This is a genomic window from Bacillus sp. 22-7, assembly GCF_010628845.1.
Taxonomy (GTDB): domain Bacteria; phylum Bacillota; class Bacilli; order Bacillales; family Cytobacillaceae; genus Cytobacillus; species Cytobacillus firmus_B.
Genome location: NZ_NJQY01000010.1, coordinates 18,029 through 41,580, shown reverse-complemented (window position 1 = coordinate 41,580; position 23,552 = coordinate 18,029). Strand labels below are relative to the sequence as shown.

General features: G+C 43.3%; 25 protein-coding genes. 6 read left to right on the top strand and 19 right to left on the bottom strand.

Annotated elements, in window-relative coordinates:
* Window positions 1-27 precede the first annotated feature (27 nt).
* On the top strand, window positions 28-1,452 hold the full coding sequence (pdxR, locus tag CE058_RS09365) for a MocR-like pyridoxine biosynthesis transcription factor PdxR (RefSeq protein WP_163142197.1): 1,425 nt from the start codon (window positions 28-30) through the stop codon (window positions 1,450-1,452).
* A 123-nt stretch (window positions 1,453-1,575) separates the two neighbouring features.
* Window positions 1,576-2,991, top strand: coding sequence for a PAS domain-containing sensor histidine kinase (locus tag CE058_RS09360; RefSeq protein ID WP_163142194.1), 1,416 nt, complete (start codon window positions 1,576-1,578; stop codon window positions 2,989-2,991).
* Between the two features lie 31 nt (window positions 2,992-3,022).
* On the opposite strand, the gene CE058_RS09355 is transcribed toward CE058_RS09360, so the two are convergent.
* Both CE058_RS09355 and CE058_RS09350 read right to left on the bottom strand, forming a co-directional pair.
* On the bottom strand, window positions 3,023-3,778 hold the full coding sequence (locus CE058_RS09355) for an NRDE family protein (protein ID WP_163142191.1): 756 nt from the start codon (window positions 3,776-3,778) through the stop codon (window positions 3,023-3,025).
* 89 nt (window positions 3,779-3,867) lie between these two features.
* Window positions 3,868-4,971, bottom strand: a complete 1,104-nt coding sequence (locus tag CE058_RS09350; protein WP_163142188.1) for an AI-2E family transporter — start codon at window positions 4,969-4,971, stop codon at window positions 3,868-3,870.
* Window positions 4,972-5,215: 244 nt separating this feature from the next.
* Here CE058_RS09350 and CE058_RS09345 point away from each other — a divergent pair, with 244 nt between their 5' ends.
* Window positions 5,216-5,377: a hypothetical protein gene (locus tag CE058_RS09345; protein WP_156185155.1), complete on the top strand. Its 162-nt coding sequence runs from the start codon at window positions 5,216-5,218 to the stop codon at window positions 5,375-5,377.
* A 65-nt stretch (window positions 5,378-5,442) separates the two neighbouring features.
* Here CE058_RS09345 and CE058_RS09340 read toward each other — a convergent pair whose 3' ends face one another.
* From CE058_RS09340 to CE058_RS09310, 7 genes are all read right to left on the bottom strand, one after another.
* Complete coding sequence (locus tag CE058_RS09340) at window positions 5,443-6,636, bottom strand: PDZ domain-containing protein (RefSeq protein ID WP_163142185.1); 1,194 nt, start codon at window positions 6,634-6,636, stop codon at window positions 5,443-5,445.
* Window positions 6,637-7,027: 391 nt separating this feature from the next.
* Complete coding sequence (locus CE058_RS09335) at window positions 7,028-8,479, bottom strand: S41 family peptidase (RefSeq protein ID WP_163142182.1); 1,452 nt, start codon at window positions 8,477-8,479, stop codon at window positions 7,028-7,030.
* A gap of 258 nt (window positions 8,480-8,737) precedes the next feature.
* Window positions 8,738-10,105 carry a murein hydrolase activator EnvC family protein gene (locus CE058_RS09330; protein WP_163142179.1) on the bottom strand — a complete coding sequence of 456 codons (1,368 nt, stop codon included), beginning with the start codon at window positions 10,103-10,105 and terminating at the stop codon, window positions 8,738-8,740.
* A 157-nt stretch (window positions 10,106-10,262) separates the two neighbouring features.
* Window positions 10,263-11,156 carry a permease-like cell division protein FtsX gene (ftsX, locus tag CE058_RS09325; RefSeq protein ID WP_048009812.1) on the bottom strand — a complete coding sequence of 298 codons (894 nt, stop codon included), beginning with the start codon at window positions 11,154-11,156 and terminating at the stop codon, window positions 10,263-10,265.
* Window positions 11,146-11,832 carry a cell division ATP-binding protein FtsE gene (ftsE, locus tag CE058_RS09320; protein ID WP_163142176.1) on the bottom strand — a complete coding sequence of 229 codons (687 nt, stop codon included), beginning with the start codon at window positions 11,830-11,832 and terminating at the stop codon, window positions 11,146-11,148. The genes ftsX and ftsE overlap by 11 nt, the downstream gene beginning before the upstream one ends.
* Window positions 11,833-12,329: 497 nt before the next feature.
* Window positions 12,330-12,683 carry a cytochrome c551 gene (cccB, locus tag CE058_RS09315; RefSeq protein WP_048009814.1) on the bottom strand — a complete coding sequence of 118 codons (354 nt, stop codon included), beginning with the start codon at window positions 12,681-12,683 and terminating at the stop codon, window positions 12,330-12,332.
* 51 nt (window positions 12,684-12,734) lie between these two features.
* On the bottom strand, window positions 12,735-13,601 hold the full coding sequence (locus CE058_RS09310; RefSeq protein ID WP_163142173.1) for a YitT family protein: 867 nt from the start codon (window positions 13,599-13,601) through the stop codon (window positions 12,735-12,737).
* Window positions 13,602-13,883: 282 nt separating this feature from the next.
* Between CE058_RS09310 and CE058_RS25065 the strand changes: the two genes are divergently transcribed.
* Window positions 13,884-14,006 carry a hypothetical protein gene (locus CE058_RS25065; RefSeq protein WP_286167956.1) on the top strand — a complete coding sequence of 41 codons (123 nt, stop codon included), beginning with the start codon at window positions 13,884-13,886 and terminating at the stop codon, window positions 14,004-14,006.
* A 36-nt stretch (window positions 14,007-14,042) separates the two neighbouring features.
* The gene (locus CE058_RS09305; RefSeq protein WP_163142170.1) at window positions 14,043-14,339 is read left to right on the top strand and encodes a hypothetical protein; all 297 of its coding nucleotides are present in this window, start codon (window positions 14,043-14,045) and stop codon (window positions 14,337-14,339) included.
* 173 nt (window positions 14,340-14,512) lie between these two features.
* Here CE058_RS09305 and CE058_RS09300 read toward each other — a convergent pair whose 3' ends face one another.
* From CE058_RS09300 to larB, 4 genes are read right to left on the bottom strand one after another with little or no spacing between them, the layout of a single operon-like run.
* Window positions 14,513-15,136, bottom strand: a complete 624-nt coding sequence (locus CE058_RS09300; protein WP_163142167.1) for an urease accessory protein UreH — start codon at window positions 15,134-15,136, stop codon at window positions 14,513-14,515.
* A 60-nt stretch (window positions 15,137-15,196) separates the two neighbouring features.
* Window positions 15,197-16,021, bottom strand: coding sequence for an ATP-dependent sacrificial sulfur transferase LarE (larE, locus tag CE058_RS09295; protein WP_163142164.1), 825 nt, complete (start codon window positions 16,019-16,021; stop codon window positions 15,197-15,199).
* A gap of 19 nt (window positions 16,022-16,040) precedes the next feature.
* The gene (gene larC / locus CE058_RS09290; RefSeq protein ID WP_163142161.1) at window positions 16,041-16,763 is read right to left on the bottom strand and encodes a nickel pincer cofactor biosynthesis protein LarC; all 723 of its coding nucleotides are present in this window, start codon (window positions 16,761-16,763) and stop codon (window positions 16,041-16,043) included.
* Window positions 16,764-16,790: 27 nt separating this feature from the next.
* Window positions 16,791-17,531, bottom strand: a complete 741-nt coding sequence (larB, locus tag CE058_RS09285) for a nickel pincer cofactor biosynthesis protein LarB (RefSeq protein WP_163142159.1) — start codon at window positions 17,529-17,531, stop codon at window positions 16,791-16,793.
* A 61-nt stretch (window positions 17,532-17,592) separates the two neighbouring features.
* Here larB and larC2 point away from each other — a divergent pair, with 61 nt between their 5' ends.
* Window positions 17,593-18,048, top strand: a complete 456-nt coding sequence (larC2, locus tag CE058_RS09280) for a nickel pincer cofactor biosynthesis protein LarC2 (protein ID WP_048009821.1) — start codon at window positions 17,593-17,595, stop codon at window positions 18,046-18,048.
* A gap of 98 nt (window positions 18,049-18,146) precedes the next feature.
* Here the strand turns inward: larC2 and CE058_RS09275 are convergent, their stop codons facing one another.
* From CE058_RS09275 to CE058_RS09250, 6 genes are all read right to left on the bottom strand, one after another.
* Window positions 18,147-18,776 (bottom strand): bifunctional 4-hydroxy-2-oxoglutarate aldolase/2-dehydro-3-deoxy-phosphogluconate aldolase, encoded by a 630-nt coding sequence (locus CE058_RS09275; RefSeq protein ID WP_163142156.1) that lies wholly within the window; start codon window positions 18,774-18,776, stop codon window positions 18,147-18,149.
* A 15-nt stretch (window positions 18,777-18,791) separates the two neighbouring features.
* A complete protein-coding gene (locus tag CE058_RS09270) occupies window positions 18,792-19,748 on the bottom strand; it encodes a sugar kinase (protein ID WP_163142153.1) in 957 nt (318 codons plus the stop codon).
* Between the two features lie 5 nt (window positions 19,749-19,753).
* Window positions 19,754-20,638, bottom strand: a complete 885-nt coding sequence (locus CE058_RS09265) for a fumarylacetoacetate hydrolase family protein (protein ID WP_163142150.1) — start codon at window positions 20,636-20,638, stop codon at window positions 19,754-19,756.
* Between the two features lie 19 nt (window positions 20,639-20,657).
* A complete protein-coding gene (locus tag CE058_RS09260; RefSeq protein ID WP_286167954.1) occupies window positions 20,658-21,617 on the bottom strand; it encodes a C-terminal binding protein in 960 nt (319 codons plus the stop codon).
* A gap of 67 nt (window positions 21,618-21,684) precedes the next feature.
* Window positions 21,685-22,632 carry a U32 family peptidase gene (locus CE058_RS09255; RefSeq protein WP_163142144.1) on the bottom strand — a complete coding sequence of 316 codons (948 nt, stop codon included), beginning with the start codon at window positions 22,630-22,632 and terminating at the stop codon, window positions 21,685-21,687.
* Window positions 22,629-23,540, bottom strand: coding sequence for a dihydrodipicolinate synthase family protein (locus tag CE058_RS09250; RefSeq protein WP_163142141.1), 912 nt, complete (start codon window positions 23,538-23,540; stop codon window positions 22,629-22,631). The genes CE058_RS09255 and CE058_RS09250 overlap by 4 nt, the downstream gene beginning before the upstream one ends.
* Between the last annotated feature and the right edge of the window lie 12 nt (window positions 23,541-23,552).

Below are 23,552 nucleotides of genomic sequence, written 5' to 3'. Positions count from 1 at the left end.
CCAATTTTCATAAAGGCGGTTATATGGATGGATACACCACAATTGCCAAAATATCAGCAAGTTATGGAAACGATTAAAGGAAAGATTTCCAAAGGCGAATGGCCAATCGGAAGTAAAATTCCAAGCCAGCGGAAACTGGCTGAAGAGTTTGGAGTAAACCGAAGCACCATTATCACTGCTCTGGAAGAACTTGCAGCAGATGGATTAATAGAGGGGAAAACGGGGGTTGGCACTAAGGTTATTAATAATACATGGACTCTGCTCGCTTCAAGGCAGTCTGCCAGCTGGAGCGAGTATATTGATACAGGGATACACAGAGCCAGCGAAAAAATCGTTCAGGAAATTAATGACTTAGAAATGGACCCTGCTTTTATACAGCTCAGCAAAGGAGAGCTTTCCCCAGAAATTTTCCCTGTACAAACAATGCAGAAAGTTCTAAAGGAAGCTGCTGATGAATTGAGTGAGCTCGGTTATGAGGAACCAAAGGGGTATTTCCCATTAAGACAGGCAGTATGTGAGTATTTGGCAACATCCGGAATCTTCACATCTCCTTCCTCCATACTTATTGTTTCGGGAGGGCTGCAGGCACTGCAGCTTGTCTCACTCGGACTTGTGCAAAGAGGGGCACCCGTATTTCTGGAAAAGCCCTCTTACCTGTATTCTTTACAGCTTTTCCGGTCTTCAGGCATGAATTTAAAGGGATTGCCAATGGATAAGGAGGGAATTATCACTAAAAGCATCTCTTTGAAGAAATACGAAAAAGGGAAGTCCATTTTATACACGATTCCTTCCTTTCATAATCCCACTGGAATTTTAATGAAAGAGAAAAGAAGGAGGGAACTGCTTGATGTGTGCAGAATAGAACAGCTGCCAATTGTGGAAGACGATATTTACCGGGAACTATGGCTTGATGAAAAGCCTCCGCCACCATTAAAAGCAATGGACAAAAATGGCCAGGTCCTTTATATGGGAAGCTTGTCAAAAACATTGAGTCCAGGACTTCGAATAGGCTGGATAGCAGCACCTGAACCTGTTATTGACCGGCTTGCCGATCTTAAAATGCAGACTGACTATGGTTCAAGTTCACTTTCACAAAGGGTAGCTGAAAAATGGCTGTCCACCGGCCTCTATCAAAAACATATGGAAAGTGTACGTGAGAAGTTAAGAATTCGCCGTAATACTGCCCTGGATGCATTAGAAGCTCACTTGTCCGGGATAGCAGAATGGAATTCTCCAGAAGGAGGTTTTTTTATATGGCTGAAAGTACCGTCCAATATTCCAATCCGAAGTCTCTATCGGCAGGCTATTTCAAGAAAGCTGCTGATGAATCCAGGCAGCATATACAGTGACGGACCGAATCATTATATACGAATTTCGTATGCTTATGCCCCGCTCGGGGAACTGGAGGAAGGGATATTCATCCTTGGAGAGGAAATAAGAAAGCTCCTGTGATTATAGTACCTAACAAGGTATCTTTTTCTATTGGCATAGAGTGAAATTTATCCTATATGTCAATCTAAATATGTATTGTATAATGATGGAAAAGTGTCATTTTTCAAAAAAAGGAGGGACAAAATGATTATGACCGAGAATCCGGCAGATTTATTCGTGGACAAAGTCGAAGCGAGGAATCTGCAGCTGGCCATTCAGCATTCCAGCGACGTGATTGCAAGAGTGACAAAAGAAGGCATTGCTTTATATGTCTCCCCTTCCTGCCTGCCCACACTGGGGTATTCACCGCAGGATTTTTACCGGAGCAGCCTTTACTCATACTGCCATCCAAATGACCGGGATCTTCTAAGAGATGCACTGGCCGAGCTCGAACAGCTTCCGCATAATCGGGAGACTTTTCGTTTCAGGCATAAGGAAGGACATTATTTGTGGCTGGAAGCTAATTTTTCAGTCATTAATGACGATAAAGAAACGATTTGCATTATCCGGGATATGACACAGAGAATTATCATGGAAGAGGAAATTCTTGAAACACAGGAGAAGTACCGTTTTCTGGTGGAGTACTCCAAGGATACGATCGGAATGGTGACTCAAAAGGGGATTTGGACCTATATCAATAATGAAGGGAAGAAGCTCTTCGGGTACACGAGCATCAAAGAGATGATCGGCACCTCCCTCCACGACTACACTCCTCCTTCAGAACATTCCACCCTCGATGATTTTCTGCAAACAAAGCTGAGCGTGAATTTTGAGCTTAATCTGATCCGGACTGACGGACAATTAAGAAAAGCCGAAGTCCAGCTTATTCCAACCACTTTCAAGAACAGAAAAGTCTACCAGATCATTATCAAAGATGTAACCGGACAAAAGAAGACTGAAGAAAAGCTGCAGAATGCTGAGAAACTTTCAGTGGTCGGCCAGCTTGCGGCAGGCATTGCCCATGAGATCCGCAACCCGCTAACAGCCATAAAAGGCTTTACACAGCTATTATATGAAGAACATAAAGACAATTTCGCAGAGGTCATTCTAAATGAGCTGGAGCGGATTGAAGGCATCGTCAATGACCTGCTCGTTCTAGCCAAGCCTCAAATAACCGAAATGGAAAAAACCTGCCTGACAAACGTAGTAAAAAGTGTGATTACTCTTTTAAACAGCCAGGCAGTCATGGAAAATGTCCTGATCGAATTAACTCAGGCACCCGGAGAGTTCTTTGTGAATTGTGAAAAAGATAAAATTAAGCAGGTGCTGATTAACATCATTAAGAACTCGATGGAAGCCATGCCAAGGGGCGGCAAAATAAACGTCGATATCCGCCAGGAGGACCATTCTGTCATCATAACTGTCGAGGATGAAGGAATCGGCATACCGGAAGAACGCCTCGCCAAATTGGGAGAGCCGTTTTACAGCACAAAAGAAAAAGGGACAGGCCTTGGCATCATGATCTGCAAAAAAATCATTAAAAACCACGGCGGAAACCTATACATCCACAGCAGGGAAAATGAAGGCACAACAGTCCGGATTACACTGCCGCTTGCCTGAATAAAAGAAGCCAGATGACTGAGCTGGCTTCTTATTTTTTAAAGATAAACTCCTGTTCCTGCCTATCCTCCCCAATATGAACCCTTTCCTTGTAAAAAATCTCATCCTTTGACATCAGCAGCACAGTTGAACTCCTGGTTCCATAGCCATCGCTTTTGATAAATAATGGAGACAAAATCCGTTCCCATTCAAGAGAAACTCCTGTTTTCGGAAGCCTATCATCCGGGGCGGGGTCTGCATTCTGGAGAAGCGTGAACAGGTCTTCTGTTAAGTTTTCCTCTGCATTATCTAAGAGAGCAGATAAGCCCTCCTTCCCTTTTCTCACCTTTGGCCATTCTGTATCGAGTACATGATTGCTGACCCCGTATATCCCCGGCTGAAGCAGCTCTACCCTATCCTCCACGTTCGAATAATAAAAGAGTTCCTCCAAATTGCCCGCCAGCAGATTGTAGCCGGGATAGCTGACGCGATGTTCAGATGCCCTGTTCATAAAGTCAGCAGGCGAAGCACTGCTCTTCAAAAAATCCGCCACCAGATCTCCTCTTGACCTCTTGCCTTCTGTCACTTCATTTGGATCTCGGTAATTTGTCAGAGCTGCAAATCTGCCATTTCTAGTGACACCCATCCACGTTCCCATTTTCCTTAAATCACGTCCGGCAAGAATGTGGGGATGGTCCTCCCAAAAATGTGCAGGTGCAGTCGGACGCTCGTAAAATTCGTCGCGATTGGCTGCAACAATCAGCTTATATTTCGGATGGACTTTGTATGCAAAAAGGATTAGACACATGGGGATCACTGCTTTCGTTTTATTTTCATTATAATTTTACATGCAAATACAGCAAAAAGCCCCTTTCTGCAAAGGAGCCTTCCCCATCTTCACGTAACCGTCTCCTCGAGCCGAGCTGCTTTCCTCGCCCTTAAAAACCGTATTGTATTTAAAACAATCGTTTTGGTCACAGCATAGGTAGGAATCGCCAGGATCATGCCAAGAATTCCTGCAAGATTGCCTGCAACCAGCAATAGGATAATGATGGTCGCCGGATGAGTGTTTAAGGTTTTTCCCAGAATCAGCGGTGACAGCACATTCCCCTCTATCTGCTGGGCAATCACAATGACTACGACAACCAGTAAGGCTTTAGTCGGCGAGTCAAAAAGTGCGACGATTACGGCAGGGGCACCGCCAAGAAATGGTCCGACATAAGGAATGATATTCGTGATGGCCACAATCAGCGCCATAACCAGCGCATAAGGCAGATCAATGATTAAATAACCGATAAATGATAGTGTCCCTACAAACAGCGCCACAGTAATCTGCCCCTGAATGTAAGAAGAAAGGGTTTCGCCTGTTTCCTTAAGCGTTTTAACTCCCTCTTCCCTGTAAGAAGCAGGAAGAAACTTCGAAACAGCAGCCGGGAACTTATCTCCATCCTTAAACATATAAAACAGCAGGAATGGCACCGTTACAATTGTGATCGCAATATTGGTGACCAGACTGACAATTCCTGCTACCCCCTGCGTCACACGGCTTGGGAGGGTATTGGCATATTCCATAATGCGAGCTTCAATTTCTTCAAGCAATATGTAGTCCTGCGTCAAAAACCATTTAAACTCTTCAGTGTTAGACATTGAAGTAACAAAGTCTCTTGTCGTTTTCGCATATCCCGGCAGATCATTGAATAATTCAGTAATCTGTCTGCTGATAAGCGGAGCAATGTTGCCAATCACCAGCATCACTAAACCGATAACAGCTGCATAAATGATTAAAATAGCTGCCGTCCTTGGCACCTTATAGCGCTGCAGCAATCTGACCAGCGGATTCAATAGGAAATACAGAAACCCTGATATAATGATTGGGAAAAATAGAGTAGATACAAAGATGCCAACCGGTTCAAACAGAAAAGAAATTTTTGTTGATACATAGATAATGGTTAAGATAATCAGCAATTGCAAAGTCCAGTACTGCAATTTTTTCTTTGCCACAATGTCACCTTTTTCTTTGAATAGATTAACTAAAGGATACCATATTCGCGTGTTTGCTCCTACGAAGATGCTACTTCTTTTACGAATAGGGATGGAAAAGGTTTCGGAAAAGACGGGAAATTTCTTCTGGACCATCAAATTTCCACATCAGGGAATATCACTTGCAAAAATAACATTTTTTGGTTTATAACCTACATAAAACAGGGTATAAAGAACTATATAAATTCCAGGAGTGAACAGACATATGACCACATTAGACATTTTTAAGAAAGAACTCAATCTGCTGATAGACGAAATGCAGCGCTGTACTAATATAAAGATAAAAGAACAAATTCTTAACGATATTCTACTCATCCACAATGCTGTTAAAGACCTGCTCAGAAAATTAACAGAGCCCGAAAAATAAAAGAGCCGCTCAGCAGCCCTCTATTCTTTCCCATAAGTTTTATAAGACTAAACACTTATTAACAATTAAACCGCTTCACTATCCCACTTCTTCTCATCCTGCACAAACAGCAGCCCCAGTTCATGATGGTCACCTTCATAAAGAGCACGCTGAACGAAACGAACCTGTCCGTTCACATCAAAGACCTCGAGCTTGCAGTGAGCGCCGTTCTTTTGCAGGGCCTCGTAGAAGCCTTTCTCATCATGGATTTTCACGCCATTGACTTTTGTAACAACCTCTCCCACTCCAAGAGACATTTTATCAGCAGGTGAATCGGGAACTACGCCGAGTACCATGATTCCCTGATTGCGCTTGGAAAAGTAAAACGGCGCCTGATCCTCTGCCATTCTCTGGCGGAGCGAGATGAATTCTCGCCCGATGATCGCAAGTGCAGCTGCACCCACAGCAGCAAGCGGATACCAGTAGCCTGCAGCTGAAATCAGCAATAAAAGTATGCCAAACACGCTGACTCTTTGTCCAAGCAGGGCTGTTGCCTCTTTAGGAAGCGTACCTTGGATTCTCTGATGAAACCCGATTGAAAACGGGACGAGAATGAGTGAATACGTTTCATCGCCAATCGGTATCATTGGCCACCACTCAAACGGCAGCTGCAGCGCCTGACCCGGTATCAGCAGAAATACAGGAACCATCCAGATTCTTTTGGATTCATGAATGCCGATGGTTTGACCCCGCTTACTCTTTACCAGCCTGGGAGATGTCCCTTTTCGGCCGTTTCTTATAATCAGGAAGCCTTCTGCAATCACCAGAAGAGCAAGGAGAACAGCGATGGATGGAAAGATGGATGAATCAAGATCTGATGCCGACTGGGCGAATGACGGCAATGGCCACCGCTGTTCAAAAGCAAACATTGTGGCGAAAAAGGCAAAGCCCAGCGTATAAACTGGCGCCATCCATCTCACTTTTGCCGTTAAGCTCCACAGGAACGTAAGTGCAGCGGTAAACACAATCGTCTCCATTGGCAGGACAAGTCCCGCTCCCACCATCACCACGCTTACGGCAAGACCTGCCAAAATCCCCAGCGGAAGAAGCTGCCTTAGCTCAAAATAAGCATTTTCAGCACGGACCGAAAAGTCCTTTCGCTCTCGCTTTACACGGGAAATACCTAAAAAGGCTGCCACAAAAAACAGGTAATAAAATACCGGATTTAACAGCAGCTTTCCCGTTCCTTTTAAAAACTCAAAAATCCACTCCTCTATCAAAATTGCCACCAGCCTCTATTAATAAAGTGAAAATTCAATCAGTGGGGGGGTTCCTTTATCCCCCACTGATTGTTAGTTGAGGCCCACAGGAAGTGGGTCACAAAGACGTTGCCACAGGATGTGGCGTTTTTAATCTTTGTTCCTCTTTTCGGGCCTTTACGGGCAGTTTGACCCTCTATCCTTCTTTGATTTTCTGCGTCTTGAAGTGAGGGTCTTACTGCCCGTTAGACTGCGATAAATTCTCATAAATTATGCAGCAACAGAAAACTCTATTACTCTATATTCTACCAAAAGCACCTTGCAAAACCTATTACAATCTCGCTTTAAATAAAAAATAGCAGAAGGAAAATTCCTCCTGCTTCAATCGGCAAAATTCGGGTGGTGCCTGTCACTATTTGGCTATATATCTCAAAGCCGTCTGCAGCTGCAAATCGTTCTGCTCTTTTTTCATTTCTTCGATGGCGGCCTGTTCAAGCGCTGCAGCGGTTTTCTTGTCTATCCGGCCGGTTGCTTCAAGCTCTTTTTGCTGCTGAAAGACTTTCACTGCTGCTTCAGTGGAATCATTGAAATAGCCATCTGTCCTGCCCGGGGCATATCCGAGTCCGGCCAGAATTTCCTGTGCATTCTTCACCATTTCATTATTCATATCAATCTCCAAAGGCTTCTCCACCTGCAAAGGATGAGTCTGATAGATATCCGGCTGTTTCACCTCAAGAGTAGGCTTGATTCCTTTATTATGAATCCAGTTTCCGTCTGGCGTCAGCCATTTAAATAAAGTGAGCTTGATATTGCTGCCGTCACCCATCGGAACAGGCTGCTGAACAGTCCCTTTTCCAAATGATTTCTCACCGATAATGGCATAACCCTCCGCTTCCTTTAATGCGCCGGCCAGAATCTCTGATGCAGAGGCACTTCCTTTATCCACAAGAACGGCAATCGGATAGCTTTTTGGCTTTTCAAGTGTGGAGAAATACCTCATCTTCTCCCCATTCCGCTTCTCAATCTGCAAATATGGTTTGTCAGCCGTAACCAATTCCTTCAGGATTTCCTGAACAGAGGTCAGGAGACCGCCGGGATTTCCGCGGACATCAATGACAAGCCCTTCGATCCCTTCCTGTTCCATTTCACTCAGCTGCTTCGCAAATTCTTTGGATGTGTCTTCGGAAAAGGAGGTAATCTCCAGATACCCAACCTCTTTTCCTCTTTCCTTCTTGATTTCTGAGTAAACAGTAATTTGAGGAATTTCATCTCTTTTTACTTCCACCTTTAAAGGCTCCTTTAATCCCTGGCGCGCAACTTCAAGCTTTACCTTTGTGCCTTTTTTACCGCGGATCTTCATGGTCGCTTTATATAAATCAAGACCCTTCACACTTTCCCCGTCCACTTTTAAGATTTCATCTTTTGGCTTTAGCCCCGCTTTTTCCGCCGGTGAGTCCTTAAAAGGCGCAACAATGATGATTTTTCCGTCCACCATGCTGACTTCCGCACCGATTCCTTCAAAAGAAGATTCCAATGTATCACTGAATTGTTTTGCCGTTTCTTCATCCATATAAACGGAGTATGGGTCTTCGAGGGTTGCAAGCATGCCCTGGATGGCTCCCTCCACGAGCTGTTTCTCCTCTACTTTTTCCACATAGCTATTCAAAATCAGCTGATAGGCTGTTTCCATCTTTTCAACCTTCTCTTGATCTAACTGTTTTCCGTTTTCCTTGGAATCCAGTAATTGATTTGGGGCTCCTATCTGCGGAGCTTCCTTTGCCAGCCACTGCATGCCTGCATATGTACCGCCAGCCCCTGTCAGCAATGATCCCGTCATCAGCACGGCGATCCATCTTCTGCTCATCGTCATCTCCCTTTCCAGTTTGCTGCGTTCCTGTATATTTTCAGCGTCTGCGTTCTTCCCCGACTTTTAAATAAATAAAAACAACCCGCAAAGGGAGCGGGATGTCTTCGCTTATTTCATCCTATGTTTGGTATGGACGAGTTATGATTTCTTTTGCTTGAGAGTATTTTAAAAACAGACGTCTAATAGGATTAAAGACCCTCTTTTCGGGTAAAAGAAAAGTGGAAGAAGCTATGCTCCTTCCACTCTACGCTATTTTTATAGAGGCACAATGCCTACAGGATTAATCGCATTTGATTTTGCTGCATTCCAAGAACCTCTGTGAAGTTCAAAGTGCAGATGCTGACCGTAAGATTGTCCAGTATTACCCATGATACCGATTTGCTGGCCTTTAGAAACTGTCTGGCCAGAGCCGACGGAACGGCTTCTCATGTGAGCATATACGGTAGTATACGTTTGTCCGCCTACAGAGTGAGCAATGAAAATCGCATTTCCGTAGCTGCTGGAGTAATATGAACGGATGACAACACCATCGGCTGCCGCCACGATCGGAACTGTGCCGCCTGAAGCAATATCTACTCCAAAATGATCGCCTAATGAACGGCTGCCGAAACCGGAAGAAAGTCTTCCTGATGCAGGTCTTGTCCAGGCACCGCTTGCTACAGAAGGTGCAGATACCTGCGGGCTGCTTGAAGATCCGCTGTCAGATGAGGAGCTGCTTCCGGCTGATGAACTGCTTCCAGTTGATGAAGAGCTCTTCTTAGCCGCTTCTGCTGCAGCCTTTTGTCTTGCCAGTTCAGCTTGTTTTGCTGCCTCTGCTTGTCTTGCTGCTTCTGCTTGTCTTTCCTGCTCTAGCTTGATCGCTTTTTGAATCGCTGCTTCCTGAGCTGCAAGAATCTCATTTTCTTCGGATAATTCGAGCTTATGAGCATGCATTTCCTCTTCTTTATGCTTTAGAGATGCAAGTAATTTATCTTTCTCTGCTTTTTGTGCGTTTAAGCTCTTTTTCATGCCTTCAAGCTCTGCACGCATTTTTTCTAAAGAGGCTAGCTCTTCTTTTACCTGATTCTGTTTTTTCTCAAGCTCGTCTTTATCCGCCTGATGCGCTTGTAAAATTTCCTGGTCAGCTTCTACGATTGTTGCAACTGCTCCAACCCGTTCAACAAAATCTCCAAAGCTCTGCGCACCCATTAAAACATCAATATAGCTCACCATTCCGCCAGTTTCCTGGTAGTTGCGTGCACGGTCTTTTAATAGTTCATTACGCTTTTTGATGCGCTCTACTAATACTTTAATTTCTGCTTCAAGTTTCTCAATTTCCTTTTTTGTATCTGCAATTTCTTGATTCTTTTCTTCAATTTTAGCTAAAGCATCACTGATCGCTTTATCCAGACGCTCAATCTCACTTTGTACAGATTGCTGCTCGCTCTGGTTTTCGCTGATCTTTTTATCTGTATCGTTTAACTTCGATTCTACTCCGGAACGCTGCTGGTTAATTTTTTCCTGCTGGCTGTTTAGATCGTTTAGTTTATTTGCTGCAGACGCCTTCTCAATAGGCATCCCAACTGTTATGCTGCCAAAACCCAGAACGGCAGCTAATGATAATGTGATGATGGATTTCTTCAATTTCCGATTTCTCCTTTCAATGAACACCATATGTACAGGTTAATCGTTCTATATTTCATCCAAGTCTGAAACATTTAGCTTTTCTGAATCGTCTAATATAATGAAGCTTGAAGGCGCCTGGACAGGTTCCCCCCACCGCAGGGCCTTCTAAGCTTGTTTATACTTTCAGGAACTTTCTGACTGACATTAAGCTTCCCCATACACCAATGAGGGCACCCATCAGGATAAGAAGCCCGGAAATCTGATAGACAAACGGACTAAACTCCAGCAGCTTGACAAAATGTCCTTCAAGCTTTGGCGCCAAATAATCATAGGCGTAATAGTATGCTGATGAAACAAGCGCAATAGGAATAATGGATCCTAGCAGCCCAAGCCATAAACCTTCAAGGAAGAATGGCCACCTGATGAACGAGTTGGTTGCTCCTACCAATCTCATAATCTCAATTTCTTTTCTTCGTGACATAATCGTAATCTTAATGGTATTGGAAATCAGGAACATGGCAGTGAATAATAAGCCGATAATCAGCACAAGGCCAACGTTTCGTCCGGCATTGATAAAGTTGAATAGTTTTTCAACCTGCCCCTGCCCATATTTTACTTTTGCCGCATATTCCATTTTCTCAATCTGCTTTGCAGCTTTCATTGTGTCTGCCGGGTTTTTCGTCTTTACGATAAATACATCGTTCAGCGGATTATCCTGTTCGAACAGTTTGAAGGCTTCGCCTTCTTCACCAAGGCTGTTTATTAAACTATCAAGCTCTTTTTCCTTAGTTGAGTATTCAACTGTTTTGACTTCGGGTATTCCTTCGATTTTTTGCCGTAAAACTTCCTGATCCTGCTCATTTGCAGCAACATCGATGTGAACGCGGATTTCCACGTCCTCTTCAATGGTTGTAGCCACCTTGTTGAGATTCATCATAATGACGAAAAATACGCCAACTAAAATGAGGGTTACTGTGACCGCACTTGCAGAAGCAAATGTCATCCAGCCGTTTCGCCCGAGACTTTTAAAACTTTCGCGGAAGTGCCGGCCCAATGTTCTAGCTTTCATAGCCGTAATCACCTCTTTGCTCGTCACGCACAATTCTTCCGCCTTCAATGGCAATAACGCGGTGCTTAATCGTGTTAACAATTTCTTTATTATGAGTTGCCATGACCACAGTCGTTCCTCTCGTGTTGATTTCATCGAAGATGTTCATGATTTCCCATGAGGTATCCGGGTCAAGGTTTCCTGTAGGCTCGTCCGCTATCACGACCTTTGGAGAGTTTACGATTGATCTGGCGATGGAAACACGCTGCTGCTCCCCGCCTGACAGTTCGGTCGGAAGCATCCTTGCCTTATGTTTTAAACCTACAAGATCCAATGTTTCCATAACTTGTTTTTTAATATTCTTCGGATGCTCTTCAATAACCTCAAGAGCAAAAGCGACATTCTCATAAACTGTCAGTGTCGGGAGGAGCTTAAAGTCCTGGAAAACGACACCGATTTTACGGCGCATTAGCGGCACCTTTGCATTCTTCAATGTAGCCAGATTCACTCCGTCAATGGTTATCGTTCCGCTCGAAGGCTTTTCTTCCCGGTACATCATTTTGATAAAAGTGGATTTCCCGGCACCACTCGGCCCTACTACATAAACAAACTCACCTTGCTTAATATGAGTATCTATCCCGCTGGCAGCTGTAACGCCATTGGGGTATCTCTTATATACGTCTTTCATTTCGATCATATATATCACCTAGCATCTAGTGTGTATTAAGAATTTAAATAACCGACGGCTTGTTTCGCTAAAAAACGACATCCTTTCGACATAGAGGATGACAAAATACTTGTAAATACTGCCTAATTAGCCATCTAAAATTCTCACACAACCCATTATAACATCATAAGTTGTCAAAATAACGGAAAAAATTATTACAGTTTCTTTTCAAACCTGATACTATTGTTACTTTTTTCCTTAATTTCTTTAATATCCTAGTGTTTTATTTTCAAAATCGACTGATTTTTCCTTCTTTTTTCATATTGCATTTACTCGATATTTGTCATAAATTCTGTGAAGCTATCCTGGATTTGAGATTGGTTATTGCAGCTTTTGTTCAATACGGGGAGTTTAACTTAGGTTTTGACGCAGCTTGGTGGATAAGCGGTGTCTATATTAAGCCGTAAAACGCTTAGCGAAAAAAATAAAAACGCCCTGGTAAACAGAACGTTTTCATTTGAATCCTCTTATTTCTTGCCTGCCAGCCAAGACGCTACAGCAGAAGCTTCTTCTCCCTGAAGCAATCCTTTAGGCATTGCTCCTTTACCGTTAGCTATTGTGTTTTCAATATCTTCCTGTGATAGGTTTGCACCGATTTTATCAAGCGCAGGTCCTACACCGCCTTCAAGATTTGCACCGTGGCAGCTTGAACATTTCTGTTCATAAAGCTTTTGTGCATCGCCAGCGTCAGCCGTATCCGTTGTTGTTTCGCCGCCGCCGTTTGTAGAAGTGTCCTTGTCTTCAGCAGCATCGTCTCCTCCGCCGCAGGCTGCAAGAACTAAAGATGTACCCATTAGTAGTGCTAATAGCTTCTTTTTCACTATAATTCCCCCTCAGGAAAAAATACTAAGTACAGCTATATTATACCAACACTACGCTCGTTTGAAACCCTCGCCCAACACCTCGGAAGCATCCGTAACAATGATAAATGCAGTAGGATCAATGGTTTGAACCAGTTGTTTCAATTTTGTGAACTCTGTCTGATCCACTACACACATCAGGACCGGACGTTCATGGTCGGTATAACCACCGTATGCTGATAGTTTTGTCACACCGCGGTCAATTTTATTCAAAATTCCTTCACGAACTTCACTTTGATTTTCAGTAATGATTAAAGCCATCTTTGTCCGGCTGAAACCAAGCTGGATCAGATCAATTGTTTTACTTGTTACATATAAAGCAATTAAGGCATACAGCCCCTGCTCTATGTCAAAAATAATCGCAGCCGACAATACGATCAATCCATCGATTATCGCAACACAAGTGCCAAGAGACAAACCTGTATACTTGTTAATAATCTGTGCTGCAAGGTCTGTCCCTCCTGTTGATGCTTTACCCCTGAAAACAATTCCTAAACCAAGACCGACGCCAATTCCGCCAAACAGCGATGCGAGCAGCGGATCAGATGTCCATGGCTCATATTCCTTTGTCAGGAACACAACAAACGGCAGGAAAATTGTCCCGGCCAGAGTCTTGGCTCCAAATTGTTTTCCAAGCAGCAGCACACCAGCAATAAAGAGCGGTATATTAAATGCCCACTGTACATAAGCTGGCTCCCAGCCAACAACTGCATCCAGGATTGTACTGATCCCGCTTACCCCGCCTGATGCAATCCGGTTGGGCAGCAAAAACACATTAAACGCGATCGCAACAATGCCCGACCCTATCAAAACGTATAAATACTCCAGCAATCTCTCCGCTTTTGTACTATAAATATATCCTCTTTTATATTTGCCCATTTCTTCTCCCTCCGGTGTCCAGATCTATGCAGAATACGATATTCCATTTTTACCGTCAGTGAGTATAGCATGGAGTTTGAGGCCTGTAAATGCCATTGAACTGCCGTATTAAAGGACTCTGCTCTGCCTTTTCATTATGTTGCGATAAAAGCGTTCAATTTATCATGCAATATTAATGTGTGAAATGTTTATGAACATTGTGGAAGAATACTTCCAGGCCGCCTTCTCATCAGCATGAAATGCAGCGGCATGTGGTATAATGTCGAAAAGGAGGTGAGAAAATTGGAGAAGATTCTTAATGAAATTTTAAGTACATTGAAGGACCATTCAAAGAGGTTTGATTCAATTGATAAGAGGTTTGATTCGATTGACCATGAAATCTCTGATGTTAAAAGCAGACTTTGAAATGTTGAGAACAGGCTTGAGAATGTTGAAAGCAGAATGGAGAATGTTGAGAACAGGCTTGGGAATGTGGAAAGCAGAATGGAGAATGTTGAGAACAGGCTTGGGAATGTGGAAAATAGAATTGAAGTACTTTCTGAACAAATCGAAAATAATGCTACTGAATTCAGAAGCCATTTTAAGCATATTGAAACTAAGCTGGATCATCATGAAGAGACTTTCCATGTAATTTCGGATACATTGATGGGTACAAAAATTGATATAGAACACCTTAGTAAAAAAAGCGGAGTCCATGAAACTGAAATTAACCAGCTCAAAAAGCGTATCCACTCCTAGAGCACTCCCCATTCACCGGCTAGCTCAGTTAAAATCCCATAAAAAATTAGCCTATGCCGGTAATATGCCAGCGTAGGCTTTCTTGCATTTAATCCTGAGGCGAACCCAATCTCGATCGTTAAACATACTAATAACCTACTCATCACTTGCTAATTACCCTGCGACCTAAACTTCTAAAGAAATAAATCACTGCCAACCTCAAAAATATAATAAACCCCATATAGTACACTTGCTGCTGAAGAGATCCTTATAAGATTTGAGTGTATTTTCTTTTGAGCTTGAGAAGTGATTAAAAAGGGCAACCCAAGAACAGTAGTAAAGAGAAGCATTCCAATAATTGTTCCTGCCCCAAAAATGAGGATAAAAAGAAAAGCTTGCAGCTCTGTTTGAGCCTGTGCAGTTGTTAATAGAACTAAAGCTGCACTGCCAGCCAGACCATGAATCCCTCCAATGATAAAAGACTTCTTATGATAATGCTTTGTGTTCGGCCTTTGCTGTTTATTGTCCTTAAAGCCAGTAAAGCCAAGATATATAAGCATTATGCCCACTGCCAATTCAAGAGAAAGAGCAAGAGGGCCAGGAACATGCTGATTAAGTGCTATAACCGTTACCCCAAATATCAGGAGCATTAACGTGTGGCCCAGCCCCCAGAAAACACCTGAGAGCGAAGAGCGAACCAAGCGCTTTGTCTGGCTTGCAATTGTTGAAACCGCGATAATGTGATCGGGCTCTGTTGAATGTTTTATTCCTAATGTGAAACCAAGCAATAATATAGAAAGCAATCCGCTCTCAAGCATCTAAATTCCCCCAGCGGCAAAATTCCGTTTTTCCCTCTCCAATACAGTTAAGTTCATTCATTATATAGATGTTCCTTCCAGCAATTTATTCATACTTCCGCTTTTATACCCGGCCAGGTCCATAGCTGTATATTTAAATCCAATCAATTTTAATTGCTCAGAGATTTCTTTATGATACTTTAAGAGTTCATTCATATCTGACGGATCAACTTCGATTCTTGCAATTTCATTGTGAACTCTGACACGGACCTGCTTGATTCCAAATCCCTTAATAAACTGCTCGGCCTCATCAACTTTCCTCAACTTCTCAATTGTGATTTTTTCACCATATGCTATTCTGGAGGATAAACATGCTAGTGAGGGTTTGTCCCATGTATCAAGTCCCAGCTCCTTGGAACGGATCCTGATATCGTCTTTCGTAATATCAGCCTCGGCAAGAGGGCCTCTTACATTTTTTTCAATAGCAGCCTTCACACCAGGCCGATGTTCTCCTAAATCATCTTTAATGAGACCAAAAGTCAAGTTATGATAACCTTTTTCAATCATAATTGGATACAAATTTTCAAACAGTCCCTTTTTACAGTAATAGCATCTGTTTGAATCATTTTCCGAATATCCGGGAATGGAGAGTTCTGACATCTTAATAATTTGATGCGGGGCATCAATGGCATTGGCGATTCGAATAGTTTCTTCCAGCTCAGAAGGAGGAAAAGATTCCGAGTCAGCTGTAATAGCAAGCACATTTTCTTTTCCTAATGTATCTAAAGCCACCTTTAATAAGTAGGTACTATCTACCCCTCCTGAAAATGCAATAATAATCCGTTCCATCTCTGAAAGTATTTCCTTTAGCTTTTGTTCTTTGACTAAACTGTTATGTATATTCATTTGGACACTTCCCCTCCTGTTATTGTTCTCCGATCACAAACCTGACAACATTTGGGTGGGATTTGAAATCCTTTGACCCTGCGCCATATCCTATTTTCTGAACTTTCATGGAAGGCATGTTCCCGAACTCATTAGCCAGGGTACGGACAATGGCAGCACCAGTAGGTGTCGTCAATTCACTTTGAATGTCAGTTTTCCGCAATGGAATATCTTTTAGAATTTCCAATGTTGCCGGGGCTGGCACAGGATAAAGGCCATGAGCAATTTTGATATATCCATTTCCTGCAGCAACCGGAGTGCAGACTACCTTTTCAATGTTTAATGTATTGTAAGCAATTGCGGTACCTATAATATCAATCATCGAGTCTACACCTCCAACTTCGTGGAAATGCACCTTTTCGAGAGTGCTGTCATGTATTTTTGCCTCTGCTGACCCTATCGTTTCAAACATTTTTAAGGCCGTTTCCTTTTCTGCCTCTTCAAGGTCAGATTCTTCAATTGCTTTTTTTATGTGTGTATAGTGGCGGTGTGAGTGTTTTTCTTCTTCTGTTTGAATGACTAATTCCGTACTGGAGATCCCCTTCTTTACAACCTTTTTTGTCCCTAGCGAAAACTCTTCCTTAATTACAGATTTAAGCTTTCTTTCTACAATTGATAAATCAACGCCCAATTCTGTGAAGGCTGCCAGAGACATATCTCCGGCAATGCCGGAAATACCGCAATCTATAAATAATATGTTCATTACATTTACCCCGCTTTGTTTTTATGTTTAGACTCTTAGCATCAAAGAAGCTGAATAGCCTGCACCAAATCCATTGTCTATATTCACCACCGTTACGCCGGAAGCACATGTGTTAAGCATGCTTAACAAAGATGTAATGCCATTTAAGTGTGCACCATATCCTATGCTGGTCGGAACCGCTATAACAGGAGTGGATACCAATCCCCCGACTACACTGGGAAGTGCACCTTCCATTCCCGCTACAACAATCAACACATCACACTTTTTAATCTCGTCAATTTGCGCAAATAAACGATGAATCCCCGCTACTCCAATATCATAAAAACTTTCGAAATGGTGTCCCATAGCTTCAATCGTCACTTCTGCCTCCCGGGCCACAGGAATGTCAGAAGTCCCTGCACATATAACCCCAATTTTCTTCTCCGTCTTCAGTTCATAATCCTCGGGCTTATACAAAAGTGTTCTGCCGGATGAATCATATACAGCTCCATCCACCTGCCTGCATACTTCTTCTGCAGATTTTGGGTCAACCCTTGTAGCTAAAACGGTATTCCCCTTATAAACCAAATGCTTAAATATATGTAAAATTTGTTCTGTGGTTTTACCTGCCCCAAAGATAACCTCAGGAAATCCTTGTCTGAATTCACGCTCATCGTCCACTTTGGCAAATCCGTAATCTGTAAAGCCCTTCAATTGTTCCTCAGCTTCCTCAATTGAAAGATGGCCATTTTTTAATTGTGCTAAAATATGTGTAGTATAAGATTGCATTCATTTCTTCCTTTCTTTTCTTCATCTAAAATTTATACCAGCTTAAGGAGGCTCGTAAAAAATGCAGCATGGCCAAGAGCATACTGATCATGACATGATCAAAATTGAAGTAAATCTGGACGACATTCCTGGAGAATGGCTGGGACATGTTATGGACTTATTGTTTCAATCCGGGGCCAATGATGTCTTTTATATACCGATTTACATGAAGAAAAATCGGCCGGGTACCATGCTCCAGGTTTTGTGTGAAAATAAGAAAAAATCCGAGATGATGAATATCATTTTTAGAGAAACCACCACATTGGGCGTGCGATACTACCCACTTTCTGTAAATCGTCTTGGCCGAAAATTTCGAAAGGTTGAAACACCATGGGGGACCGTCTCTGTTAAAGAGGGGCTGATGCAAGGTGAAATTGTTCAGCAAGCCCCGGAATTCAGTGATTGCAAAGCTATATCTGAGCAATACGGAATACCATTAAAATTGGTTTTTCAAGAGGTTTGGAAGCAGCTGAAATAAATCCAAATCAACTAATCCAACAATCTGGCAAAAGGACCTCCACCTATCCAAATGGCAGGTCCTTTTGACTTGAATTAGCTTCCGAAACTGCCAACGATTCAAGAATTTATTAATTCAGAAAATTCCTTTGCCTTTTCAGTCAGTTTCAAATAATCCTCATCCGAATTTAGATTTTTTGCATTTACTAACGAACTGCCTACTCCTGCGGCAACTGCCCCCGCTTTTAAATATTCCCGGATATTTTTGACATCAATACCCCCGGTTGGCATCAGCGGAATATGCGGAAGCGGCCCCTGCAGGCTTTTGAAATAAGAGACACCCATGACATCGGCTGGGAACACCTTTATCAGATCTCCGCCATTTTCATAGGCTGTCAGGATTTCAGTTGGGGTGAGGGCACCAGGGATACTGAGTACACCGTAACGTTTTGCCAGTTTAATGGTTTCCGCATGAACGATTGGCGAAAAGATAAACTCCGCTCCAGACATAATGACTGCACGCGCTGTTTCAGGATCCAGCACAGTCCCTGCCCCTACGATTGCCTGGTTTCCAAACTCTTCTCTTACTTTTTCTATTAACGAGCAAACCTTTGGTGTTTCAACTGTTATCTCAAATGTGCTGACACCGCCGGCCAGCAGCGCATGAGCAATGGGCAAAATCTGATCCTGGCTTGCACCGCGAATAACAGCAACAATCTTGCTCTTCTTTAACTCTTCTAACTTGCTCACTGATTTTCCTCCTTTTTATCTCGTAACATCTTCCAGATTGCCATTCATAAAGGACACAAGATCAGATCGAGTTGGCAAGCCTTCTGCATCGCCATTCACCATTGTTACCATTGCTCCCATAGCGTTGCCCTGCAGTACTGCTTCTTCAAGCATTTTTCCGTCCAGCAGTCCTGAAAGAACACCTGCAGCAAATGCATCACCCGCTCCAACCGGGTCAATTACCCGCTCAACCATAAAGCCTGGAATTTTCTTCACCAAACCCGTTGAAGATGAAATCAGCGATCCTTCTTTTCCCAATTTCATAATGACTGTTTCAATCCCAAGATCATGAAAGTTCTCCACATATTCCTCAGGTGATAATGCGCCGAACAGAAACTCTGCTTCGGAAATGCCCGGAAGAACTATATCACTTTCAGAAGCATATTTTTTCAAAAATTGACGTGCTTCTGCTTCATCACGCCAAATTTTCAAACGGAGGTTTGGATCAAAAACGATTTTCGTTCCATTTCCTTTTGCTATCCGGATTGCTTTTTCAAGCATTTCCCTGCATGAGGGGCTGAGCCCTGGCGTAATGCCTGTAAGATGAAGGTACTCAGCATCTAAAATGGACTCATCCAAAAGCCAGTCGGCATTCATTCTGCTGGCCGCAGAATCTTTTCTATAATAATAGACACGTGTGTCATTCATGCGCCTGAACTCTTTAAAAAATACGCCTGTCGGCGCATCTTGATCGCGCGTCACATAGGAAACATCCACTCCTTCGCCGCGGATGAATGACAGCATTGCATCACCAAATTCATCCTCCCCAAGACGGCTGATCCATCTCGAACGATGTCCGAGACGGCTCAATCCGATGGCGACATTGGACTCTGCCCCGCCAAATTTCATAGAAAAAGAATGGGCATGGCGAAGCATGCCCTCCTCATTCGGTGTAAAAAGAGCCATCGTTTCCCCGATTGTTACTACATCCATGTCTATCAGCCCTCTTTCTTCTGTGAATCACCTTTTACGGAATTGGATAGTGTTCCAATATTTTCAATGGTAATACTCATTTTGTCACCGTCTTTCAGCCACACCTTTGGATCCCGGCCCATTCCAACTCCTGGAGGCGTTCCTGTTGCAATTAAGTCACCCGGTCTTAGCGTCATAGACTGCGATAAAAAGGAAATAATCTGCGGTATGGTGAATATCAGGTTGCTTGTATTGGAATCTTGCATAATTTCCCCGTTGAGTTCGAGTGAGATTGATAGACTATGCGGATCCCCTGTTTCATCCTTTGTCACGATCACTGGTCCTGTTGGCGCAAAGGTGTCGGCTGTTTTACCCCGGGACCATTGTCCGTCCTTAAATTGCAAATCGCGTGCGCTAATATCATTCATGATCGTGTAGCCAAAAACATAATCATTTGCCTCTTCTTCCGTTACCCGCTTAGCTTCCTTTCCAATGACAACAGCAAGCTCTGCCTCAAAATCTACTTCATGTGAATTAATCGGGAGCTCTACAGCATCATGATGGCCGGCAATGGCATTCGCATATTTTGAAAAGATCACCGGTGAAGCAGGCGGCTTCATTCCGGTTTCTCTGCAATGATCAATATAATTCAAGCCAACACAAATGATTTTTTCCGGAGCCTGCATCGGCGGAAGGATTTTCACATCGGATATTGAGAAAACAGCCTCCTCATTGGTACCCTGGCTAATAAGCTTTTCAGCAAGCGGCAGCAGTTCTTCACTTCTTTCTATAAAGGTTTTCAGGCACGAAGGAAATTGATGTCCGGCAAGTAATGTTAAGCTGATGGCTTTCTCTCCCTGGACAACACCAATATGCTGTTGAGAATTAATCGTGAAAGCAGCTAGTTTCATATTCAGCATTCATCCTTTCTTACGATAAGGCATAAGGTGTTTTTTCACCTTTTAAAACCTGTACGATATTTTTCGCGGCCTTTTGCCTTAGCTCCACCATGGCTTCCTCTGAATACCAGGCGCTGTGCGGAGTAATAATGACATTATCCATATGAAGAAGCGGGCTATCGATGCTAATTGGCTCTTCTTCGGCTACATCGAGAGCGGCACCTGCTATAATGCCATTTTCAAGTGCTTCTATCAGGGCCTTTTCATCAATGATCGGACCTCGTGCAGTGTTAATGATGACAGCATTTTTCTTCATTTGGCTAAATCGGTCTGCATTTAATAAATGGAAGGTATCCTTAATAAGCGGAACATGTACCGATAAATAGTCGGCTTCCCTTATGATTTCATCCAGCTCCATTTTCTTCACTCCGGCAGATGCCATATCCTCTGCGGAAACAAATGGATCATATGCAGCCAATTTAAAGCCAAGAGGCTTTACCTTTTCAATAAACCTTCTTGGAATGCGCCCGAATCCAAGAACCCCTACTGTTTGGCTGTTAAAACGGTGAATAGGGACACAGGCTTTGAAATCCCAGTTTCCTTTTTTCACTTCATTATTTAATAGAGTCACTTTACGGGCCCATGATAAAAGAAGAGCCAGCGCATGGTTTGATACCTCTTCCATCCCATAATCAGGAACGTTAGCTACGGTAATGCCTTTTTCATTGGCTGCATCTAAATCAATCGTGTTCACACCAACACCATAGCGGGAAATCACCTTGGCATTTTCAAGGGATTCTATTACACGTCTGGAGATTGGTGCGTATTGATTTAAAATGGCGTCAGCATGTTTGGCCTGCTCGGCCACCTCATCTTCCGTTTTGCACTGCGCTTTGACGAATTCAATATCAAGGCCGCTTTCTTTAAATACGTCTTCCTCATATTTGAGATTTTCAAATTCATAGTCTGTTAAAAGTACTTTAAATGCCATTCTTTTCACCCCTGGAATAATAGTAAGAAATCCCTGGAACGGATTGGAACCGTTCAGGGATTGAAAATTATTTAGCTAGCGTTTTTTCAGCCTTCGGAACCCCAAGCCCTTCTGCACCAAGCTTTGAAGTAACAGCTTCCGGATAGTAGCGTTCAATCATTTGAATACCAATAGAAGCACGTCGTACACGCTCTTTGACGAGTGAGATATTCGTGCTTTCCCATTGCTTTCCGGAAGGATACACATCCGGGTGATTGCGAAGGCCAAATTTAATATAAACGGGAGCGAGCACCCGAATGATTTCCGGGATTTCGTAGTAGCGCAGGAAACCGCCGAAATTATCCGGAACCTCCACGTACAAATCAATCGGAATATCAATGGCCTGGCGGATGGCAGCAAGCTTTGCGAGCGGTAAGGCGGAAGGTACATTATACGTATCTGCTCCGATATCTTGCATCAGTTTTACTGAAACAGGGTTTGCCGAGCCCATTTGCACTGATACCTTTACAACGAAGTCTTCCGGGAGCTGGCCCTTTTTCTTCATTTCTTTTGTTAATAGAAGAAGTCCTTCATCAGCTACAAGTGCGCCTCTCAAGCCCAGTTCAGCACCGCGCTTTAAATCCTCCATGGCATAAACAAGCTGATCCGCTCCCTCGTGGCGAAGCGCCTGTGATTTGCCCCCCGATGTAAACGGAGCAGCACTGATATCCCATGTACCTCGCGGACCAACGAATAAGCTCAGCTCCATTCCGCGCTCTGCAGTCAGCTCGCACATTTCTTTGATTTCCTCATCTGTTTGAAGCATAATTCCGCTTCCCTGTGAGACACGGTGAATCGTCAAGCCAAGGCGATCGATTTCTTCAAGCGTGGCTTTTAACGCTTCAGGCCCTTCAACGCTTGGAATCTCAACCCGATATTGTGCACCGTCGGGGAATCTTTTTGACGATGTCGGCAATTCTTGAAAATCGCTGGATGGGTAGCCTAATTGTTCAAGCAATTCGCGGGATTCTTTCATAATTGGACGCCTTCTTTCGTTTCAATAGTTTTTAATAAACTTCGAACATTTTCACGTAAATCGGCAGGGTATACATCAAACGGAACACGATGCCCTGCTGCTGTTTCAAACCAGCGCTGATGAACAGCTTCTTTCATCGTTGTAAAAAAGGTCGGGCAATACGTATAAACATCCATCAGCTTGGAGATCTGCTGGTGGTTAGTCCGGGCTTCGGCTAAATCCCCTCTTTGATAAGATTCATATAAATCCACTGAGACTTCTGGAGCAAATACAGCACTGCCATTGATGCTGCCAGCGGCGCCAATCATCAGGGCCGGGAGCATATGCTCGTCAAAGGCTGAGAAAACAAGGAATTCAGGACGGACCTTTTTCAATTCTGTAATTACCTGCCGGATATGGCCAAAATCACCGACAGTTTCTTTAATGCCAGAAATGTTCGGATAGTCTTTGGCCAATTTGACGATTAGCTCAACCGGCAAATTTTGGCCGGTTAATTGCGGGATATTGTAAATAAACACGGGGAGCTCTGTATGACTGGCAACAGTTGAATAAAAGCGATAAAGCTGATCATCTGAAAGCTTCCAATAGTAAGGGCTGACAACAAGCACACCATCTGCTCCCTGTTCCTCTGCATAAGAAGTCAGTTCAAGGACTTCCTTAAGAGCTGTATGGCCCACACCAACCATAACTTTTACGCGCCCATGGATATGTTTAATCATTTCCCTGACATAAAGCTTCCGCTCTTCGATGGAAAGAGAAGAAAACTCACCTGAGCTGCCCATCAGCAATATCCCATGAATATTCTGAGAAATCAGCTTATCAAGATACCTTCTATTCAGCTCCAAATCCAAATTTCCCGCTTCATCAAATAAAGTGACAACCGGGGGAATAATTCCATGAAAGCTCATTCGATTTCCTCC